The sequence below is a fragment of the Rhizobium ruizarguesonis genome (assembly GCF_017357285.1).
GTDB lineage: Bacteria > Pseudomonadota > Alphaproteobacteria > Rhizobiales > Rhizobiaceae > Rhizobium > Rhizobium ruizarguesonis.
The window spans coordinates 4,371,886-4,387,660 of sequence record NZ_CP071678.1 but is presented as its reverse complement, the minus strand read 5'-3'; the positions used below and the strand labels follow the sequence as shown (position 1 = coordinate 4,387,660).

General features: G+C 61.8%; 17 protein-coding genes. 9 read left to right on the top strand and 8 right to left on the bottom strand.

Annotation, left to right across the window (positions count from 1 at the left end; translation table 11 throughout):
- Positions 1 to 90: 90 nt before the first annotated feature.
- The 3 genes from J3P73_RS21525 (at position 91) to J3P73_RS21515 (ending at position 1,877) form a co-directional block, all read left to right on the top strand.
- Positions 91 to 810 carry a tellurite resistance TerB family protein gene (locus J3P73_RS21525; RefSeq protein WP_018072739.1) on the top strand — a complete coding sequence of 240 codons (720 nt, stop codon included), beginning with the start codon at positions 91 to 93 and terminating at the stop codon, positions 808 to 810.
- A 168-nt stretch (positions 811 to 978) separates the two neighbouring features.
- Positions 979 to 1,674, top strand: a complete 696-nt coding sequence (locus tag J3P73_RS21520; RefSeq protein WP_130692752.1) for a GNAT family N-acetyltransferase — start codon at positions 979 to 981, stop codon at positions 1,672 to 1,674.
- Entirely contained in the window at positions 1,671 to 1,877 is a 207-nt protein-coding gene (locus J3P73_RS21515) for a hypothetical protein (protein ID WP_018483508.1), read from the top strand. The genes J3P73_RS21520 and J3P73_RS21515 overlap by 4 nt, the downstream gene beginning before the upstream one ends.
- Positions 1,878 to 1,879: 2 nt before the next feature.
- Here J3P73_RS21515 and J3P73_RS21510 read toward each other — a convergent pair whose 3' ends face one another.
- The 3 genes from J3P73_RS21510 to J3P73_RS21500 all read right to left on the bottom strand — a co-directional run bounded on the left by J3P73_RS21510 (position 1,880) and on the right by J3P73_RS21500 (position 4,623).
- Positions 1,880 to 2,956, bottom strand: a complete 1,077-nt coding sequence (locus J3P73_RS21510; RefSeq protein ID WP_130692750.1) for a nickel/cobalt transporter — start codon at positions 2,954 to 2,956, stop codon at positions 1,880 to 1,882.
- Complete coding sequence (locus J3P73_RS21505) at positions 2,950 to 3,591, bottom strand: DUF1007 family protein (RefSeq protein WP_018072743.1); 642 nt, start codon at positions 3,589 to 3,591, stop codon at positions 2,950 to 2,952. The genes J3P73_RS21510 and J3P73_RS21505 overlap by 7 nt, the downstream gene beginning before the upstream one ends.
- 138 nt (positions 3,592 to 3,729) lie before the next feature.
- Positions 3,730 to 4,623, bottom strand: a complete 894-nt coding sequence (locus J3P73_RS21500) for a LysR family transcriptional regulator (protein ID WP_003542994.1) — start codon at positions 4,621 to 4,623, stop codon at positions 3,730 to 3,732.
- 528 nt (positions 4,624 to 5,151) lie between these two features.
- Between J3P73_RS21500 and odc2 the strand changes: the two genes are divergently transcribed.
- The 4 genes from odc2 to J3P73_RS21480 all read left to right on the top strand — a co-directional run bounded on the left by odc2 (position 5,152) and on the right by J3P73_RS21480 (position 9,578).
- Entirely contained in the window at positions 5,152 to 6,285 is a 1,134-nt protein-coding gene (gene odc2 / locus J3P73_RS21495; protein ID WP_130686814.1) for an ornithine/lysine decarboxylase, read from the top strand.
- Between the two features lie 94 nt (positions 6,286 to 6,379).
- The gene (locus tag J3P73_RS21490) at positions 6,380 to 6,970 is read left to right on the top strand and encodes a GNAT family N-acetyltransferase (RefSeq protein ID WP_130692748.1); all 591 of its coding nucleotides are present in this window, start codon (positions 6,380 to 6,382) and stop codon (positions 6,968 to 6,970) included.
- Positions 6,971 to 7,228: 258 nt separating this feature from the next.
- Positions 7,229 to 8,257 (top strand): serine hydrolase domain-containing protein, encoded by a 1,029-nt coding sequence (locus J3P73_RS21485; protein ID WP_130687153.1) that lies wholly within the window; start codon positions 7,229 to 7,231, stop codon positions 8,255 to 8,257.
- A gap of 163 nt (positions 8,258 to 8,420) precedes the next feature.
- The gene (locus tag J3P73_RS21480; protein WP_024322290.1) at positions 8,421 to 9,578 is read left to right on the top strand and encodes a GGDEF domain-containing protein; all 1,158 of its coding nucleotides are present in this window, start codon (positions 8,421 to 8,423) and stop codon (positions 9,576 to 9,578) included.
- A gap of 34 nt (positions 9,579 to 9,612) precedes the next feature.
- On the opposite strand, the gene cysE is transcribed toward J3P73_RS21480, so the two are convergent.
- The 5 genes from cysE to J3P73_RS21455 all read right to left on the bottom strand — a co-directional run bounded on the left by cysE (position 9,613) and on the right by J3P73_RS21455 (position 14,037).
- On the bottom strand, positions 9,613 to 10,431 hold the full coding sequence (cysE, locus tag J3P73_RS21475; protein ID WP_075224434.1) for a serine O-acetyltransferase: 819 nt from the start codon (positions 10,429 to 10,431) through the stop codon (positions 9,613 to 9,615).
- Between the two features lie 96 nt (positions 10,432 to 10,527).
- Complete coding sequence (locus tag J3P73_RS21470; RefSeq protein WP_130692746.1) at positions 10,528 to 11,025, bottom strand: GNAT family N-acetyltransferase; 498 nt, start codon at positions 11,023 to 11,025, stop codon at positions 10,528 to 10,530.
- A gap of 15 nt (positions 11,026 to 11,040) precedes the next feature.
- Positions 11,041 to 12,030, bottom strand: a complete 990-nt coding sequence (locus tag J3P73_RS21465; RefSeq protein ID WP_075224432.1) for a WD40 repeat domain-containing protein — start codon at positions 12,028 to 12,030, stop codon at positions 11,041 to 11,043.
- On the bottom strand, positions 12,030 to 13,100 hold the full coding sequence (locus J3P73_RS21460; RefSeq protein WP_075224431.1) for a CobW family GTP-binding protein: 1,071 nt from the start codon (positions 13,098 to 13,100) through the stop codon (positions 12,030 to 12,032). Before J3P73_RS21460 ends, J3P73_RS21465 begins: the two co-directional genes overlap by 1 nt.
- Before the next feature lie 148 nt (positions 13,101 to 13,248).
- Entirely contained in the window at positions 13,249 to 14,037 is a 789-nt protein-coding gene (locus tag J3P73_RS21455; protein ID WP_075224430.1) for a creatininase family protein, read from the bottom strand.
- Positions 14,038 to 14,122: 85 nt separating this feature from the next.
- On the opposite strand from J3P73_RS21455, the gene J3P73_RS21450 reads away from it, so the two are divergent.
- Positions 14,123 to 14,635 carry a MarR family winged helix-turn-helix transcriptional regulator gene (locus J3P73_RS21450; RefSeq protein ID WP_075224429.1) on the top strand — a complete coding sequence of 171 codons (513 nt, stop codon included), beginning with the start codon at positions 14,123 to 14,125 and terminating at the stop codon, positions 14,633 to 14,635.
- 117 nt (positions 14,636 to 14,752) lie between these two features.
- Positions 14,753 to 15,775 (top strand): LacI family DNA-binding transcriptional regulator, encoded by a 1,023-nt coding sequence (locus tag J3P73_RS21445; RefSeq protein ID WP_024322297.1) that lies wholly within the window; start codon positions 14,753 to 14,755, stop codon positions 15,773 to 15,775.

Genomic DNA, 15,775 nt, shown 5'->3' with positions numbered 1-15,775 from the left:
CCTCACGGCTCAATCCCGCTCCCCCTATTTGTATTTCAGCCGTCGCAAACCTATGTTCTCCTCCAGTTTCAAACAGGGAGACGACGAGGAATGTTCGACGCAAAGAAGCTTCTCGACCAGTTCTTGGGTTCACAGATGCCGGGTCTCGGCGGTTCGGTCCGCGACAGGGCCGGCGACGCCGTGCAGACGGCAAAGAACAATCCGCTGGCGACTGGCGCCATTGCCGCCGTGCTTCTCGGCACCAAGACCGGCCGCGGTATTGCCGGCAATGCACTGGCGATCGGCGGTCTTGCCGCGATTGCCGGCCTCGGCTACCAGGCCTACAAGAATTACCAGGCGGGGCAGGCGCCCGCAGCCCCCTCGGATGCACCGTCGGCAAATAATCCGGTTCTCCTGCCGCCGCCTGCCGAATCCGGTTTCGGACCGACATCGCCTGCCGGCAGCAATGAATTCGTCCTCGTGCTGATCCGCGCGATGATCGCCGCCGCCAAGGCCGACGGCCATATCGACGATGCCGAACGCGCCCTCATCATGGACAAGGTCAAGGCCGCCGATGTCAGCGGCGAGGCTGCGGCCTTCATCGAGCATGAACTCGCTTCGCCGACGGATATCGATGCGCTCGTTGCCGCCGCGACGACGGAAGAACAGCGCGTCGAGCTTTACACCGCCTCGCGGTTGACCATCGACCCGGATTCGCGCGCCGAGCGCGGTTATCTCGATCTGCTTGCCGGCCGCCTCGGCCTTGCCGACCAGCTGGTCGACCATATCGAGGCAACGGTGTCCTCGGCTAAGGTGACCTTGTCACAGTGACATCTAAAGCATGTCGCGCAAAACTGTGCAGCGGTTTTGCGACAACGACATGCGTTGGAAATAAGGACCGAAAGCGTGAGGAGCGAATCTGAAAGATTGCGACGCGCTTAGGCCGGTTGCCTTTGTTGGGTGGCTGGCCTATCCACTCTTGCGAAAAAGGGAGTGGACATGCGTGATCTTGCAAATTTCAAGGGCTGCCCGGCGCCGAAGCCGGTCACACTGAAGGGCCGTTTCGTTACCGTGGAGCCCTATCGGTGCGCCGAACATCTCGAGGCGCTGTGGGACGGGCTCGGCGGCATGGGCATCAATCCGCTGCTTCTCTATTTCGCCCAGGACGACTTCTCCGGTATCGACGATTTCGCCAACTGGCTGGAAACCGTCTACACCAAGTCCGGCTGGCTCACCCATATCTTCCGCGACAACGCCACCGGCAAGATTCAAGGCATGGCCAATTACATGCGCGCCGACCCGGCGAACGGTGTCGTCGAGATCGGCGGTGTGGCGCATGGCGTCGAGATGAAGCGTTCGCCGCTTTCAACCGAGGCGCATTATCTGATGGCCAAACACGTCTTCGAGGATCTCGGATACCGCCGCTACGAATGGAAATGCGACAATAACAACGAAGCGAGCAAGACGACGGCCGCCCGTTACGGCTTCAGCTTCGAAGGGGTCTTCCGCCAGCACATGATCTCCAAGCATCGAAACCGCGACACCGCCTGGTTCTCGATGATCGATGCCGAATGGCCGATGATCAACGATGCCTTCGAAGCCTGGCTTTCGCCTGGGAATTTCGACGCCGAGGGCAACCAGATCCGCCGCCTGCAGGATATCCGCGCCGATCTTGAAAAGGAAAGGCTCGTATGAGCCCGGAAAGCCGCTCGCAGGCAACCGCCGCCGGCATCATCCTGCTTGGCGCTGCCCTCGTCATCTATTTCCTGCCGACCATCGTGCTGTGGATCGGCAATTTCTCGCCGACGCTGGCAATCGTCGTCGGCGTCTGCCTGATCCTGGCATTTTTCGCAGTTTTCTGGCTGCGGGCGCGCTACCAGCGCAGCCGGGGAAAGTAATTTTATCCCTGCAGCGAGGCTCCGAGCAGCAGGGCGCCCATCAGCATGACGAGCACGGCGCCGAGGATTTCGATGGCATTGCCGACCCAGATCGAGGCGGTCGAGCCGCGTCCGGAGAGGCGGACGGCCGCACTCTTGGCGGTGACCGCAAGTGTGGCAAGCAGGGAAACGGTGATCGCCGTGCCAAGCGACATGGCAGCGACCGAAAGCACGCCGCCGAGATAGAGCCCGTTCAGCAGTGAGAAGGTCATGACCAGCAATGCGCCGGAGCAGGGGCGCAGACCGACGGCAACGATCGCCGACCAGGCCTCGCGGGCGCTGAACCTGTCGCCGCCGAGCAGGGCTGGATCGGGCACATGGGCATTGCCGCAGGTCTCGCAGAGCATGCCGGTAACGAATGTGTGGCCGGCTTCGACAGGCTGCGCCTTGCCGTTGAAGGTATAGGCCTGGCGTTCGGCGGCATTGTCCTTCCAGTCGAGCATCATGCTGACCGGACCGGCAGGCGTCGCCATCAGCCGGCGGCGCGGCATGTTGCCCACCAGCGAGCGCAGTTTGCGAAACAGCAGCCAGCCGCCGAAGAGGATGACCATGATGAAGCTTGCGATCTCCATCGCGTGGGTCGCTGCCGTCAGCGTGATGCCGGTGCCGCGCAGCACCAGCCAGGCGCCGCCGACCAACGCCACCGCCATCACGCCCTGGACGAAGGCCGAAATGAAGGAAATCACCACGCCGCGCTTCAGCTCGACCTCGTTGGCGATCATGTAGGAAGAGATGACCGCCTTGCCGTGGCCCGGGCCGGCGGCATGGAAGACGCCATAGGCGAAGGAGAGGCCGATAAGCGATGCCAGCTGCCAGGGGTCTTGGCGCATCGCCTTCAAGGCGCCGGTCAGCGCCCGATAGAAGGCCTGCTGCTCATAGTTCACATAGAGCAAGAGCGGTGCGAGCGGCCCGCCTGTCGGCTGGAAGCTCGGCTCCGCCGTGCCGATGCCGAGCGGCGATTGCGCATGAGCGAGACTTGCCGCCGTCAACAGCGCAAGGGTCGCAGCGGAAAGGATGAGGGGCAGGCGTTTCGTCAGCATGTGACTTCCAGCCGGGTGGCGAAGAGTTTGGACATGTTGGTGCCGGTGGGATCGTTGAAGAAGGCGTCCGTCAGCGACTGTTTGTTTTGCGAGATTACCTCGTCGGCATCCGGCCGCACCACCTGATGTTTGCAGGCCTTGAAGCCGTCGCCGACGATTGCCAGCTCGTTGTCTGTGGGAAAATCGATCGAGGTGTAGAGCGTCGGGTCGTAGACGCCGAAGGTGAGCCTGCCCTTCAGCGGCATCTTCTCCACCGGCTTCACCGCGAAGAACATCAGCAGCTGGCCATCCTTGTAGTCGACATGGATGATGTCGGGCTTCTGGACGGTGATGTTCTTCCCGTTGATCGTCAGGTTCATGTAGTAGTCGTAATCGGCAAGCGACTTCTTGACCGTGTTGCCGACGTCGGTCAGCTCGTTCGGCTCCAGCTTCAGGTCGGTGTTCTTGTCGAAATCCATGACCACAGAGGACGAAAAGACCTCGTCGAAGCGCCAGACATTGCGCAGTTCCTCGACATTGCCGTCCTTGCCGGCCACGACTTCGAGACGCGCCTCCACGAAGATGTGCGGATGGGCAAAGGCGGCGGCCGGCGCCAGCGAAAGAAGCGCGGCGATCAGTATCGTTGAATGTCTCATCTATCCCGCTGCCCTGTTCGCTGCCCCAGACTTCTTGCCAGAAATTGGGACGGAATTGGGACCGGACTCCGTATCGGATTCGTGGGGCCACACGTTGAAGCGGGGCGGAATGTCGCATCGCTTCGCAAGAGCGCTGCCCTAAGGATGCTTCTTGAACCAGTTATGCAGGTAATCGACGAAGATCCTCACCTTGGCCGGCAGGTAGCGCCGGTGCGGGTAGACGGCATAGATGCCGCGGTCGGTCGGGGTGTAATCGTTGAACAGGGTCACCAGTTCGCCGCTCTCGATCGGCTTGCGGGCGATGAAATCCGGGATGAAGGCTACGCCGATGCCGGCAAGCGCCGCGCGTAGTGTCGCATGCGGGCTGTTGACTTCTATCGGTCCGGAAACGGCGACGGCGAACGAGGTGTTGTCAGGATTGTGGAAGCGGATGCTCGCCTGGGTGCGCGCATTGGTATCGACGATGAAGGGGACGCTGGAAAGGGCCGTCGGGTGATCGAGATCGGGATAACGCTCAAGAAATTCAGGGGTGGCGCAGATATGGATGCGGAAATCCGAGATCTTGCGGGCGATCATGCCGGAATCTTCGAGCTTGGTGATGCGGATCGCCACGTCGAAGCCTTCCTCTATCAGATCGACGAACCGGTCATCGGCAGCGATCTCCAGCGAAAGGTCGGGGTTCTCCTTGGCGAAATCGATCAGCGACTGGCCGACATCTGCATCGACGAAGGTGCGCGGCACGGAAATGCGCAGTCGTCCTTTGAGCTGTGCATTGTTCTCGCGCACGAGATCGGCGAGGTTGTCGATCTCCTTTAAGATATCGGAGGCGGTGCGGTAATAGGTGTGGCCGGCTTCGGTCATGGAGAACTGCCGGGTGGTGCGGTTGAGCAGCAGGGCGCCGAGCTCATCTTCCAGTTCGCGCACATATTTGGAGAGCAGCGCTTTCGAACGGCCCGTGCGCCGTGCCGCGGCGGAGAAGCCTTCGGCCTCGACGACATCGATGAAGGCGCGTATGCGGGTCAAGGTATCCATGGCACCCCTCAGGCTGTTTCGGAATGTTGAACAAATTGGCTCGTCTTGTTCAATAATTTTTTTAGCCCCGAGATCAAAAAATCGCTTGATTATGAAGGCGAATATTCTTATTTCCCACTCAGCCCAAAGTCGCACGTGCCCATGGGTGTCCGCCGAACCCTCGAATTGGTGAGGAAATCGGTAAGGTACCTGGAATTAACCCCTCCAGTCGCTATTCCGGCCAACCGGAAAATGCGAGGACGCCTGAAGCAACGACGGTGCGGGCCTTTTTGTTCTCTCCCTGCTTTCCATCAGCGGGGGTTACTGAAGAGGCACACCATCATTGCCGGAAGTGCGGTTGGGATTCTCCCTCCAATCCATGGCAGACAAAGCCGAACTTACACCGCATCGCGGCGTTGGTTCACTATCCGCGCATCGAGCGCTTGCTATGGTTCCGGGGTCTCCACCGGCTGGTTCCAATGCGAGCTATCGTATGCCCTTTGTCCTCCGGTTCAAACCGGAGCTCTGGAATTGGAAGAGGGAATCGATATGACCACCCAGCGCATCCGCGACTTTCTCGCAACCCGACGTCCCGATGGTCCCTGCCTCGTGGTTGACCTCGACGTCGTTCGCGACAATTTCCACGCCTTCCGTCACGCCATGCCGGACAGCGCCATCTACTATGCCGTCAAGGCCAACCCGGCCCCGGAAGTGCTGAAGCTGCTCGCAGGCCTCGGCTCCAATTTCGATTGCGCATCCGTTGCCGAAATCGAAATGGCGCTCGAAGCCGGCGCGACCGCCGCCCGCATCTCCTACGGCAACACGATCAAGAAGGAACGTGACGTTGCTCGCGCGCATGCGCTCGGCGTCAGCCTCTTTGCCGTCGACAGCCACGAGGAAGTCGAGAAGATTTCGCGCGCCGCTCCCGGCGCCCGTGTCTTCTGCCGCGTGCTCACGGATGGTGAAGGCGCTGAATGGCCGCTGTCGCGCAAGTTTGGCTGCGTTCCGCAGATGGCTGTCGACGTTCTCGTCTACGCCCATCAGCTTGGCCTGCACTCCTACGGCGTCTCGTTCCATGTCGGTTCGCAGATGACCAAGGTCGATGCCTGGGATTCGGCGCTCGCCGATGCCAAGCGCGTCTTCGTATCGCTTGCCAAGCAGGGTATCCACCTGCAGATGGTCAACATGGGCGGCGGCTTCCCGACCAAGTACCTGCGTGACGTTCCGTCCGCAGAAGCTTACGGCAAGTCGATCTACCAGGCGCTGCGCACGCATTTCGGCAACCAGATCCCGAAGACGATCATCGAGCCGGGCCGCGGCATGGTCGGCAATGCCGGTGTCATCAAGGCGGAAGTCGTTCTGATTTCGAAGAAGTCGGACAATGACGATGCCCGCTGGGTCTTCCTCGACATCGGCAAGTTCGGCGGTCTCGCCGAGACGATGGACGAAGCCATCCGCTATCCGATCCGCACGGATCACGACGGCGATGAGATGGAGCCCTGCGTCATCGCTGGCCCGACCTGCGATTCGGCCGACGTGCTCTACGAGAAGAACCTTTATCCGCTGCCGATCTCCCTTTCGATCGGCGACGAGGTTCTGATCGAAGGCACCGGCGCCTATACGACGACCTATTCGGCGGTCGCTTTCAACGGGTTCGAACCGCTGAAGGCTTACGTCATCTAAGGTCGTTTCCGCCGGCCCCGTAACCAGCCGGGGCGGCAATTTCACAATTTTCCTTCATCGCCGCTGATAACGGTATTGGGTACGGGAGGCCAAGATGGCCGCTGTTCTTGATTCTGTCCGCGCATTCTTTGCGCCCACCACTTTCACCATCGACGCCGAAAATCCCTCGGATGTCGTTGCTCGTGAAAACCTGCTCGACCGCGTCATGGGCGCGGATCGCCGCAAGAAATCGTCGGAGAAGATTCGCCGCAACCGCGTTCCGGCCGAGGGTCTTGCGCTCGTCGCGCGCGATCGCGACGGCCGTGTCATCGGTACGGTGCGGCTCTGGAACATCGAGGCCGGCGTCAATGACGAAGGCACGCCGATCAATGCACTGCTGCTCGGGCCGCTCGCTGTTGCCTCGCAGCATGGCGGCAAGGGCATCGGCGCGGCGTTGATGCGCGCGACGGTCCTCGAAGCGAAGAATCGCGGGCATGGCGCCGTCCTGCTCGTCGGCGATACGGCCTATTACGAGCGTTTCGGCTTCTTTGCCGAAAAGGCCTGCCATCTCGTCATGCCGGGTCCGTTCGAACGCTCGCGCTTTCTTGCGCTCGAACTCACGGAAGGCTGGCTTGACGGCGCGGCCGGCATGATCGTCCCTTCGGGGCGCATGCTGGCCAGCGCGCCGGTTCGCCGCGCAGCCTAGCGGATCGACCCGAAAAGACGCGGCTCTGTAAGGCTGCTCCGACCGGCCGGCCAGGTCGGGAATTCTTCCCCCGGCTGGTACTGTCCGCGCCGTTTGACCACCCAGGCAGGCGGGCCTGGTGTGGTTGCGGCGCGGATATCTTTTTGGCGGGTGAAGCGGCGCGTGGTCGCTAGCTCCCCGGCGCACGCGGAAACACAATTGCGTGAAACGGGCCGACGGCACGCGAACATGTCGCGGCGATATCCTATCTTGCGCCGCATGATCCGCCTTCTCTCCCTTCTGCTTCTCCTCTGCCTGCCGCTTGCCGCAACGGAGCCGGTGGCTGCCCAGAGCACGGCTTCCGCCGTTGCCGGGCTTGGTCCGCGTCTCGATCACGCGGCGAGCGACCCTGCGATGGGGTCTCTCAAGACGGTGATCGTCGCTCGCGACGGACGCGTGCTCAGCGAGCGCGGGTTCCATGGTCATTCGCCGTCGGAATCGACCAATATCAAATCCGCTTCGAAGTCGATCATTTCGGCGCTGGTCGGTATCGCCATCGACAAAGGCCTGCTCAACGGGCCGGATCAGAAGATCGCGCCGATCCTTAAGGCGGATCTTCCGGCATCACCAGACCCGCGCATCAACGACATCACCATCGGTAATCTTCTATCCATGCAGGCCGGGCTCGATCGCATGTCGGGGCCGAACTACGGCCACTGGGTCTCCTCGCGCAACTGGGTGCGTTTTGCGCTCTCGCAGCCTTTCGTCGATCAGCCCGGTGGCGAGATGCTCTACTCCACCGCATCCACGCATCTGCTTTCGGCCATTCTCACCAAGGTCGGCCGGCGGTCGACGCTGGCGCTGGCGCGCGAATGGCTGGGTCCTGTCGACGGTTTCCGCATCGGTGCCTGGGAGCGCGATCCGCAGGGCACCTATCTCGGCGGCAATCAGATGGCGATGAGCGCCCGGTCGCTGCTTGCCTTCGGCGAACTCTACCGCAACGGCGGCAAGACCGCCGATGGCCGCCAGATCGTCCCTGCCGACTGGATCTCCCAGTCGTGGCAGCAGCGCACAAACTCGCGCTTCTCGGGCGATGAATATGGCTATGGCTGGTTCACGCGGCAGATCGGCGGCGAGCAGGTGCATTTCGCCTGGGGTTATGGCGGGCAGATGCTCTACATCGTGCCGTCGCTCGATCTCACCGTCGTCATGACCTCGGAAGAGAGCGGTTCGTCTGCCCGGAATGGCTACAGGGACTTGCTGCACGGTCTGTTGGCGGACATTATCGGCGCGGTGCGGGCCGCCTGAAGACAGTGCCGCGTGTCTTTGCAGACGCGTAAAGGACGCTGCAACGCTTGAATTGCTGCATTATGCAGCAGGAAAACCCCGAGATCGTTAAATTCTTAGCGAAGCCTCCAATCAAACCGCAAAACGCTTGCTGTAAGTTCCACGGGAATTTCGGGAAAGCGCCATGCTGCTGGATCTCAGGACAATCTATTTCATTGTTGCCGTGAGCTGTTTCGTGCTGGGCATTCTCCAGCTTGCAGCCTATGCGACCGGCCGCTTCGAGAGGTGGCCGCTGTGGTGGGGTCTGAGCAACCTTCTTGTCGGCGTCGGGTCCTTCCTCGTCGCGTTGCGCAATCTCGTTCCCACCTCCGTCTCGATCGACGGCGGCAATATCGTCACCATCGCCGGCTACATGCTGATGTTCTTTGCCGTGCGGGTGTTTTCGGGACGAGCGCTCGACCAGCGCACCTTCTGGCTTGCCATCGTCCTCGTCAGCGTTCCTGTCGTACTCATCGTCAGCGATCCGTCGGCAGTCTCGGCGAGGCTCCTCTACGTCTCCGTCATCTGCTGCCTCTGCGATCTTGCCGTCGCAAGGGAGGCAATTGGCATTGTCCGGCGCGAGAGGCTTTATTCGGCAGCCTTGCTTGTCGGTCTCTATGTCTGCACTGCGGCGATCTTTGCGGTTCGCAGCATTCTCGCGGCGACCGGTGAGATTGGCGGGCCGGATCCTTTCGGCAGCAGTGCAATTCACAGCTGGATGGCGGTGTCGGCGGTCGCGTTCATCATGCTGCGCAGCATGGCCATGGTGCTGATGGCCGCCGAGCGCAGCCGAAATCAGCTGACGGAACTCGCTCACCACGATCCGCTGACCGGCGCGCTCAATCGCGGCGGCCTTGCCCAGCATCTGCCGGCTCTCGGTTCCCAGCCGGTGTCGCTGCTGATCATCGACATCGACCATTTCAAGCAACTGAACGACAGGCATGGCCATGCCGCCGGCGACGACATGCTGCGGCTTTTCGCCAGCGTTTCGAGAGGTATCATGCGCTCCGACGATTTGCTCGCCCGCCAAGGTGGCGATGAGTTCCTGGCGGTGCTGAGAAATGTTTCCTGCGAAGATGCGGTGGCGATTGCCGAGCGCATCCGTCTCGCCTTCGCCGCTGCCGTCATGCAGCAGCCGGACCTGGCGATCTTTCCGACGCTGAGTATCGGCGTTGCCGCGCGCGGGGAACGCGGCGGAGATTTTGAACGGCTGATGCAGAAGGCGGATGAGGCGCTCTATCGTTCAAAGCGCGAAGGCCGCAACCGCGTCGAAGCCTTCTGGGAAAATCAGCAGGCCGCTTAGCGAAAAGGGCCGAACCCTTTATCTCGGAGCGATCCTAGATGTTCTGGTCCATCGTCTCGGCCGGGATTTCATCGGCGCGGTGGATGCGTACGACGGCGGCTGGCACGCCGGCGACCGTGCAATGCTCGGGCACCGATTTGAGCACGACGCTACCGGCGGCAACTTTGCTGAAGGCGCCGATTTCGATATTGCCGAGGATCTTGGCGCCCGCGCCGATCATCACGCCGTGGCGTATCTTCGGGTGGCGGTCGCCGGTCTCCTTGCCGGTGCCGCCGAGCGTGACGTTCTGCAGGATCGACACTTCATCCTCGATCACAGCCGTTTCGCCGATGACGATGCCCGAACCGTGGTCGAGCATGATGGACGCGCCGATCCGCGCCGCCGGATGGATATCCGGGCCGAAGACCAGCGAAACGAGATTGGCGAGCCAACTGGCGATCTCCGGCCGGCCGGCGACCCAGAGCGCATGGGCGATACGATGCGTCTGCAGCGCATGAAAGCCCTTGAGATTGAGTAGCGCGTGCAGAAATGTCGTGCAGGCCGGATCGCGCTCGCGCACGGCGATGAGATCGGCCTCGACCTTCCGCATGATATCGGCATCAAGTGTGGACAGGATGAGATCGAACAGATCACTTGTTTCCACCTGCGCCACGGAGAGCCGCGCGGCCAGCACGCGGGCGATGATCTCATCGTTGTTGGCGGTGTCGGTTACCTCAGCGGCAAGCAGCCGCTGCAATATCGGTTCGCGTGCGGCAAGGTCGGCGGCCTCGGCGCGGATCACGGTCCAGACGGATGCATCGCCCAAAGGCTGCGGCTGTTGCTCGGCCAAACCGAGGCCGGTCGATTTCGACATTCCCGTTTCCTCTGTCAGCCAGGGTGGCGCGCAAAGCGCTTCCGGTGCGGTTCATGTTTCGCCCGGGCAAGGCATTTGGCAAGCCCTGATTATCTTCTAGCCGTACGACGGTTGCAGGCCAGGTGTCCGCTCCGGAAGCCGGCGCCAATGATAGAGCACATCAGGCTCCCGTTCTTCGTTGTCGGCGCCATCGGTCTCCTCTTCGGCGGTAAAACCGTGCCGTTGGTAGAAAGCGCGAGCGCCCACATTACGCTGGAACGTCCAGAGCCTGATCTCGTCCATCTCTTCCTTGGCGCAGCCGAGAAGCAGGGAGCCGATGCCGTTGCCTTGAAAGTCCTGGAGAACGTAAAGCTGCTCTATCCAGTTGTCGCCATAGGCGATGACACCCACGAGCCGGTTGCCCATGGCAGCGCCGAGGATCGAGCAATTCGGCAGCAGATGCATGCGCCAGTACTGCTTCTCTTCCTCGGGTGTATGCACATCCGGCAGGCAGCGCAGCCGCTGCCACAGGGCGACACGTCTGATTTCGGCTGCGGCTTGCATGGGGTCGGCCGTCAGCGCCACGATTTCGGGTTCCGTCAGGGCGTCGTCCATTACCGGCAGCGAGGCTCAGGCCGCAATATCGATGACGCCGCAGTCGCCGGCCTCGGAGCCGAAGGCGAGCAGCTTACCGTTTTTGCTCCAGCTCATCGCCGTGATTGCGCCCTTGCCGGGTCGGCGCAGCAGCGCTTCCTTGCTGTCGGCGATGCGCACGGCCAAGATCATGCCGTCGATGAAGCCGATGGCGAGGATATCCTCGAGCGGATGGAACTTCACCGCGGTCGCCATGATATTGGCGCGAGTGCCGAGCTCCAGCGGCGCCTTGCCCATCGGCCCGTCCTTGCCCTGGAAGGGCCAGACGATTGCCGCAGGCGCGCCTGAAGACGCGAGCCACTTGCCCTTGACCGACCAGGAGAGCGATTTCACCTTGGAGGGGTAGCCGGTCATGCGCATGTGGCGGGCTTCGGTGCCGGGCTTGATGTCGAGCTTCCAGCCGTGCAGTGCGTTTTCCTGCATCGAGGTGACGAGGAAATTACCATCCGGCGAGAAGGTGACGCCGGTATGCGCACCCTTCCATTCCAGATCGACCGGCTTGGCGTTCATGCCGATCCAGTGCAGCGACACGCCGTTGTAGCGCGCCGCCGCGATGCGCAGGCCCTTCGGTGCAAAGGCAAGGCCTTCGACCGTGCGCTCCTCGGGGAATTCCTTGGTCGTGCCATCGGCAAGGCGCACGAGCGAACTCTTGCCGTAGGAATAGGCAACGGCACCCTGCGGGCCGGCTGCGACCTGCGAAATCCACTTGCGCGGCGCGGTCGCGATTTCGCTGACGCTGCCGTCGGCGGCAATGCGCAGCACCTTGCCGTCCTCGCCGCCCGATATCAGGCTCTCGCTGTAGGGATCACGAATGGCGGTGAGCATGCCCTGGTGGGCTTCGGAAACCCTGTCGCCGCCTTCCAGCCGGTGGAAAGTACCGTTTGCGCTTGCGAAGAAGGGAACATCACCTAAAAATTCGACGGCCAGAACGTGGCCGTCGAGATCAAGCGGTGCAACTGTCGGCATCAGGCGGCTGCCCCGCAGGCCTTGAAGGAGGCTTCGAGCTTCTCGCGGTCGAGTTCGCGGCCGATGAAGACGAGACGGCTCTCGTGCTTTTCGCCTTCCTTCCACGGCCGCTGGTGATCGCCCTCGATGATCATGTGCACGCCCTGAACGACGTAACGCTCGGGATCGTCCTTGAAGGCGATGATGCCCTTGAGACGCAGAATATTAGGCCCCTGCGTCTGGGTGATCTTCTGGATCCAGGGGAAGAAGCGCTCCGGGTTCATCTCGCCGCCGCGCAGCGACACCGACTGCACCGTTACATCGTGGATCGCCGACATCGCGCCATGGTGGTGATCGTGGTGATGGTCATGGTCATGATGGTGGTGGTCGTGATCGCAATCGGGGCCGCAGACATGGTCGTCATGGCCCTGCTCAAGGAAATGCGGATCGTTTTCGAGCGCGCGCTCCAGGTTGAAGGCGCCCTGATCGAGCACGCGAGCGAGATCGACGCCCGAGCGGCTGGTCTTGTAGACGCGGGCGGCCGGGTTGATGGCGCGGACGATATCCTCGATCACATCAAGTTCTTCCGGGGTCACGAGGTCGCTCTTGTTGATGATGACGACATCGGCGAAGGCGATCTGGTCCTCGGCCTCGCGGCTGTCCTTCAGGCGCAGCGGCAGGTGCTTGGCATCGACGAGGGCGACGACGGCGTCGAGCTCGGTCTTGGCTCGCACGTCGTCATCCATGAAGAAGGTCTGGGCGACCGGCACCGGATCGGCAAGGCCGGTCGTCTCGACAATGATGCCGTCGAAGCGGCCGGGACGGCGCATAAGGCCTTCGACGACGCGGATCAGGTCGCCGCGCACCGTGCAACAGACGCAGCCATTGTTCATCTCGTAGATTTCTTCGTCCGACTCGACGATCAGGTCGTTGTCGATGCCGATTTCGCCGAATTCATTGACGATGACCGCATATTTCTTGCCGTGATTTTCGGAGAGAATGCGGTTGAGCAACGTCGTCTTGCCGGCGCCGAGATAACCGGTGAGCACGGTAACGGGAATGGGCTTCAGGGTGGAGATCGCGTCGGTCATGAGAACCTCTAGGATTAGGCGTGCGGCCGGGCGGCTTGGGATCGGCTGCTTGAACGGTTGGTCTCATATAATGGCTTGAGCGTGGCAGTTCAAAGGGTTTTATAATGTTATAAGATCACATCGTTTGCGCGGCGCAGATGTGCCATATTTACCGCAGCTGAGTGACGTCAAATGCATCGACATCCTCCAGCAGTTCCACCAGTCCCTTGACCGCATGGGTAATCAGCGCCTCACCCTTTTGCGCCGTCGCAGCTGCGGCGTTGCCTGCCACGCCTTCGGCATTAAGGTCCGACATCTTCCAGCCGAAGGCGTGCGGCCCGTAGGCGCGCAGATGCTTGAAACGCTCGGCGAATTCCGTCTGTCGCGAGGGGAAGTCTGCCGCCTTCGCCATATCAACCTTATCGGGATGAAGTGCCAGCATAACCGAGGTCTCGATATCGCCGCCATGGATGCCGATCGCCTTTTCCTCCGACGTGACCACGCCGTCCGGCACGCCGAAACGGGTCCAGCTCGTCGCCACCGCCAGCATGGCAAAGCGGACCCGCGCCTCGGTCGCGACGACTGATATGACGGGCGAATTGCCGCCATGGGCGTTCAGCATCACGAATTTGCGGATGCCCTGCTTCGCCAGGCCTTCGGCGATGCCGAGCCAGCGGTTTACCGCTTCGTCGAAGGCAAGCGTCTTCGTTCCTTCAACATCCATGTGCTCTATGGAATAGCCGATGGATTCGGCGGGCAGGAAGGTGACCGGCAGGCCGGCGGGCAAGGCTATCTTCAATCGCCCGGCGATGCCTTCGGCAATCAGAGTGTCGGTTTCGAAGGGCAGGTGAGGGCCGTGCTGTTCATGTGCGCCGAGCGGCAACACGGCGATCAGATGGCGCCCGTCAGGTGCAAAGGTCGGACTGCTGTCCTCGAAGCGCGGCGAAGGTGTCATCATCCGGTCGTTGCCTCTTGTTTATGACGAGATCCTGGGCAATGTCATATCGCAGTGGCGTCGGGGCTTAAAGATCAAAGGGATGGCTATGGGAAAGAAGCACAAGGACGGCAAAAAAAACAAGTCCAAGAAGAAGGACCAGACCGAGTATACGCTCGTCGATCTCTCCCCGGCTCTGACCCAGGCGGCGCGTTCCATGCGGACGGTGCTCTCGCGCAACCTGCTTGAAAGCGGCCTCTATGCCGGCCAGGACGGTGTCATCCTCTCGCTTGCCGAAAGTGACGGCTTGACGGCAGGCGGCCTCGCCCAGAAGCTCGGCGTCAAGGCGCCGACGATGACGCGCACGATCGGCCGCATGGAGGCGCAGGGCTTTCTCGAGCGCAAGCCCGATGCCGAGGATGCACGCCTCACCAAAGTCTATCTCACCGACCTCGGCCGTGGCAGCGTTCAGGGGATCGAGATGGCGGCTTCGGCCTGCGACATGCTGGCGACGCAGGAGTTCTCCGAGAAGGAAATCCGCAATCTCGTCCGCCTGCTGAAGGCGATCGATGCCAATCTGCAGGCCGAAGCCATTCCTATCGAAGAACCGGACGAAGACTGAAATTTCCCCGAAAGACGAATTGCTTCCACCGATTAAATCTTTTAATTAAACATTTTAAGGGCCGCGCCGGTTTGACGGCGGGGTCTTGTTGCTTGCGTGCTGCCTGGAGGAGGACACGTGGTCCAGAAGATCAAGCTTTCGACAATCGCCGAAACGCTCGGCATTTCAACGGCGACCGTATCGCTTGCCTTACGCGACAGTCCGCTCGTCGCCGGCAATACCCGGGAGAAGATCAAGGAACAGGCCCGCGCGCTCGGCTATATCTACAATCGCCGTGCCGCCAGCCTTCGCACCTCGCGCTCCGGCATCATCGGCGTCGTCGTGCACGACATCATGAACCCCTTCTATGGGGAGATCCTGAAGGCGATCGAAAGCGAGCTCGACCGCAGCCGCCACACCTTCATCCTTTCCAACCACTACGACAATGTCGAAAAGCAGCGCACCTTCATCGAGACGCTCCTGCAGCTCGGCGGCGACGGCGTCATCATGTCGCCGGCGATCGGTACGCCGCCTGAGGACGTGCAGCTGGCGGAAGAGAACGGCATGCCGGCGATCCTGGTCGCCCGCTCGATGGAAGGGCAGGACCTGCCGACCTATCGCGGCGACGACAGCTACGGCATCTCGCTCGCCACCAACCACCTGATCGGCCTCGGTCATCGCTCGATCGCCATGATCGGCGGCACGGACCAGACATCCACCGGCCGCGATCGCTACCAGGGTTATGTCAATTCGCTGCGCAAGGCCGGCATCGAGGTCGATCCGAACCTGCGTATTCCCGGCCCGCGCTCGAAACAGGGCGGTTTCGAGGCTGCAGTGCATTTCCTTTCGCTGCCGCAGAAGCCGACCGCAGCCGTCTGCTGGAACGATCTTGTGGCGATCGGCCTGATGAACGGCATTGCGCGCGCCGGCCTGGTGCCGGGACGCGATATTTCCGTCACCGGTTATGACGATCTCGAGGAGGCCTCGATCGCCACCCCGGCGCTGACGACTGTCTGGAACGGTCAGGCCGAGGTCGGCCGCCTGGCCGCCCGGGCGCTGCTCGATCGCCTTGCCGGCAGCCATGAGCCAGATGGCATGCATCTGATCAAGCCGGAAATGCGCATTCGCCAGTCCACCAGTCCCCATCGGCCCCGCGCCTGA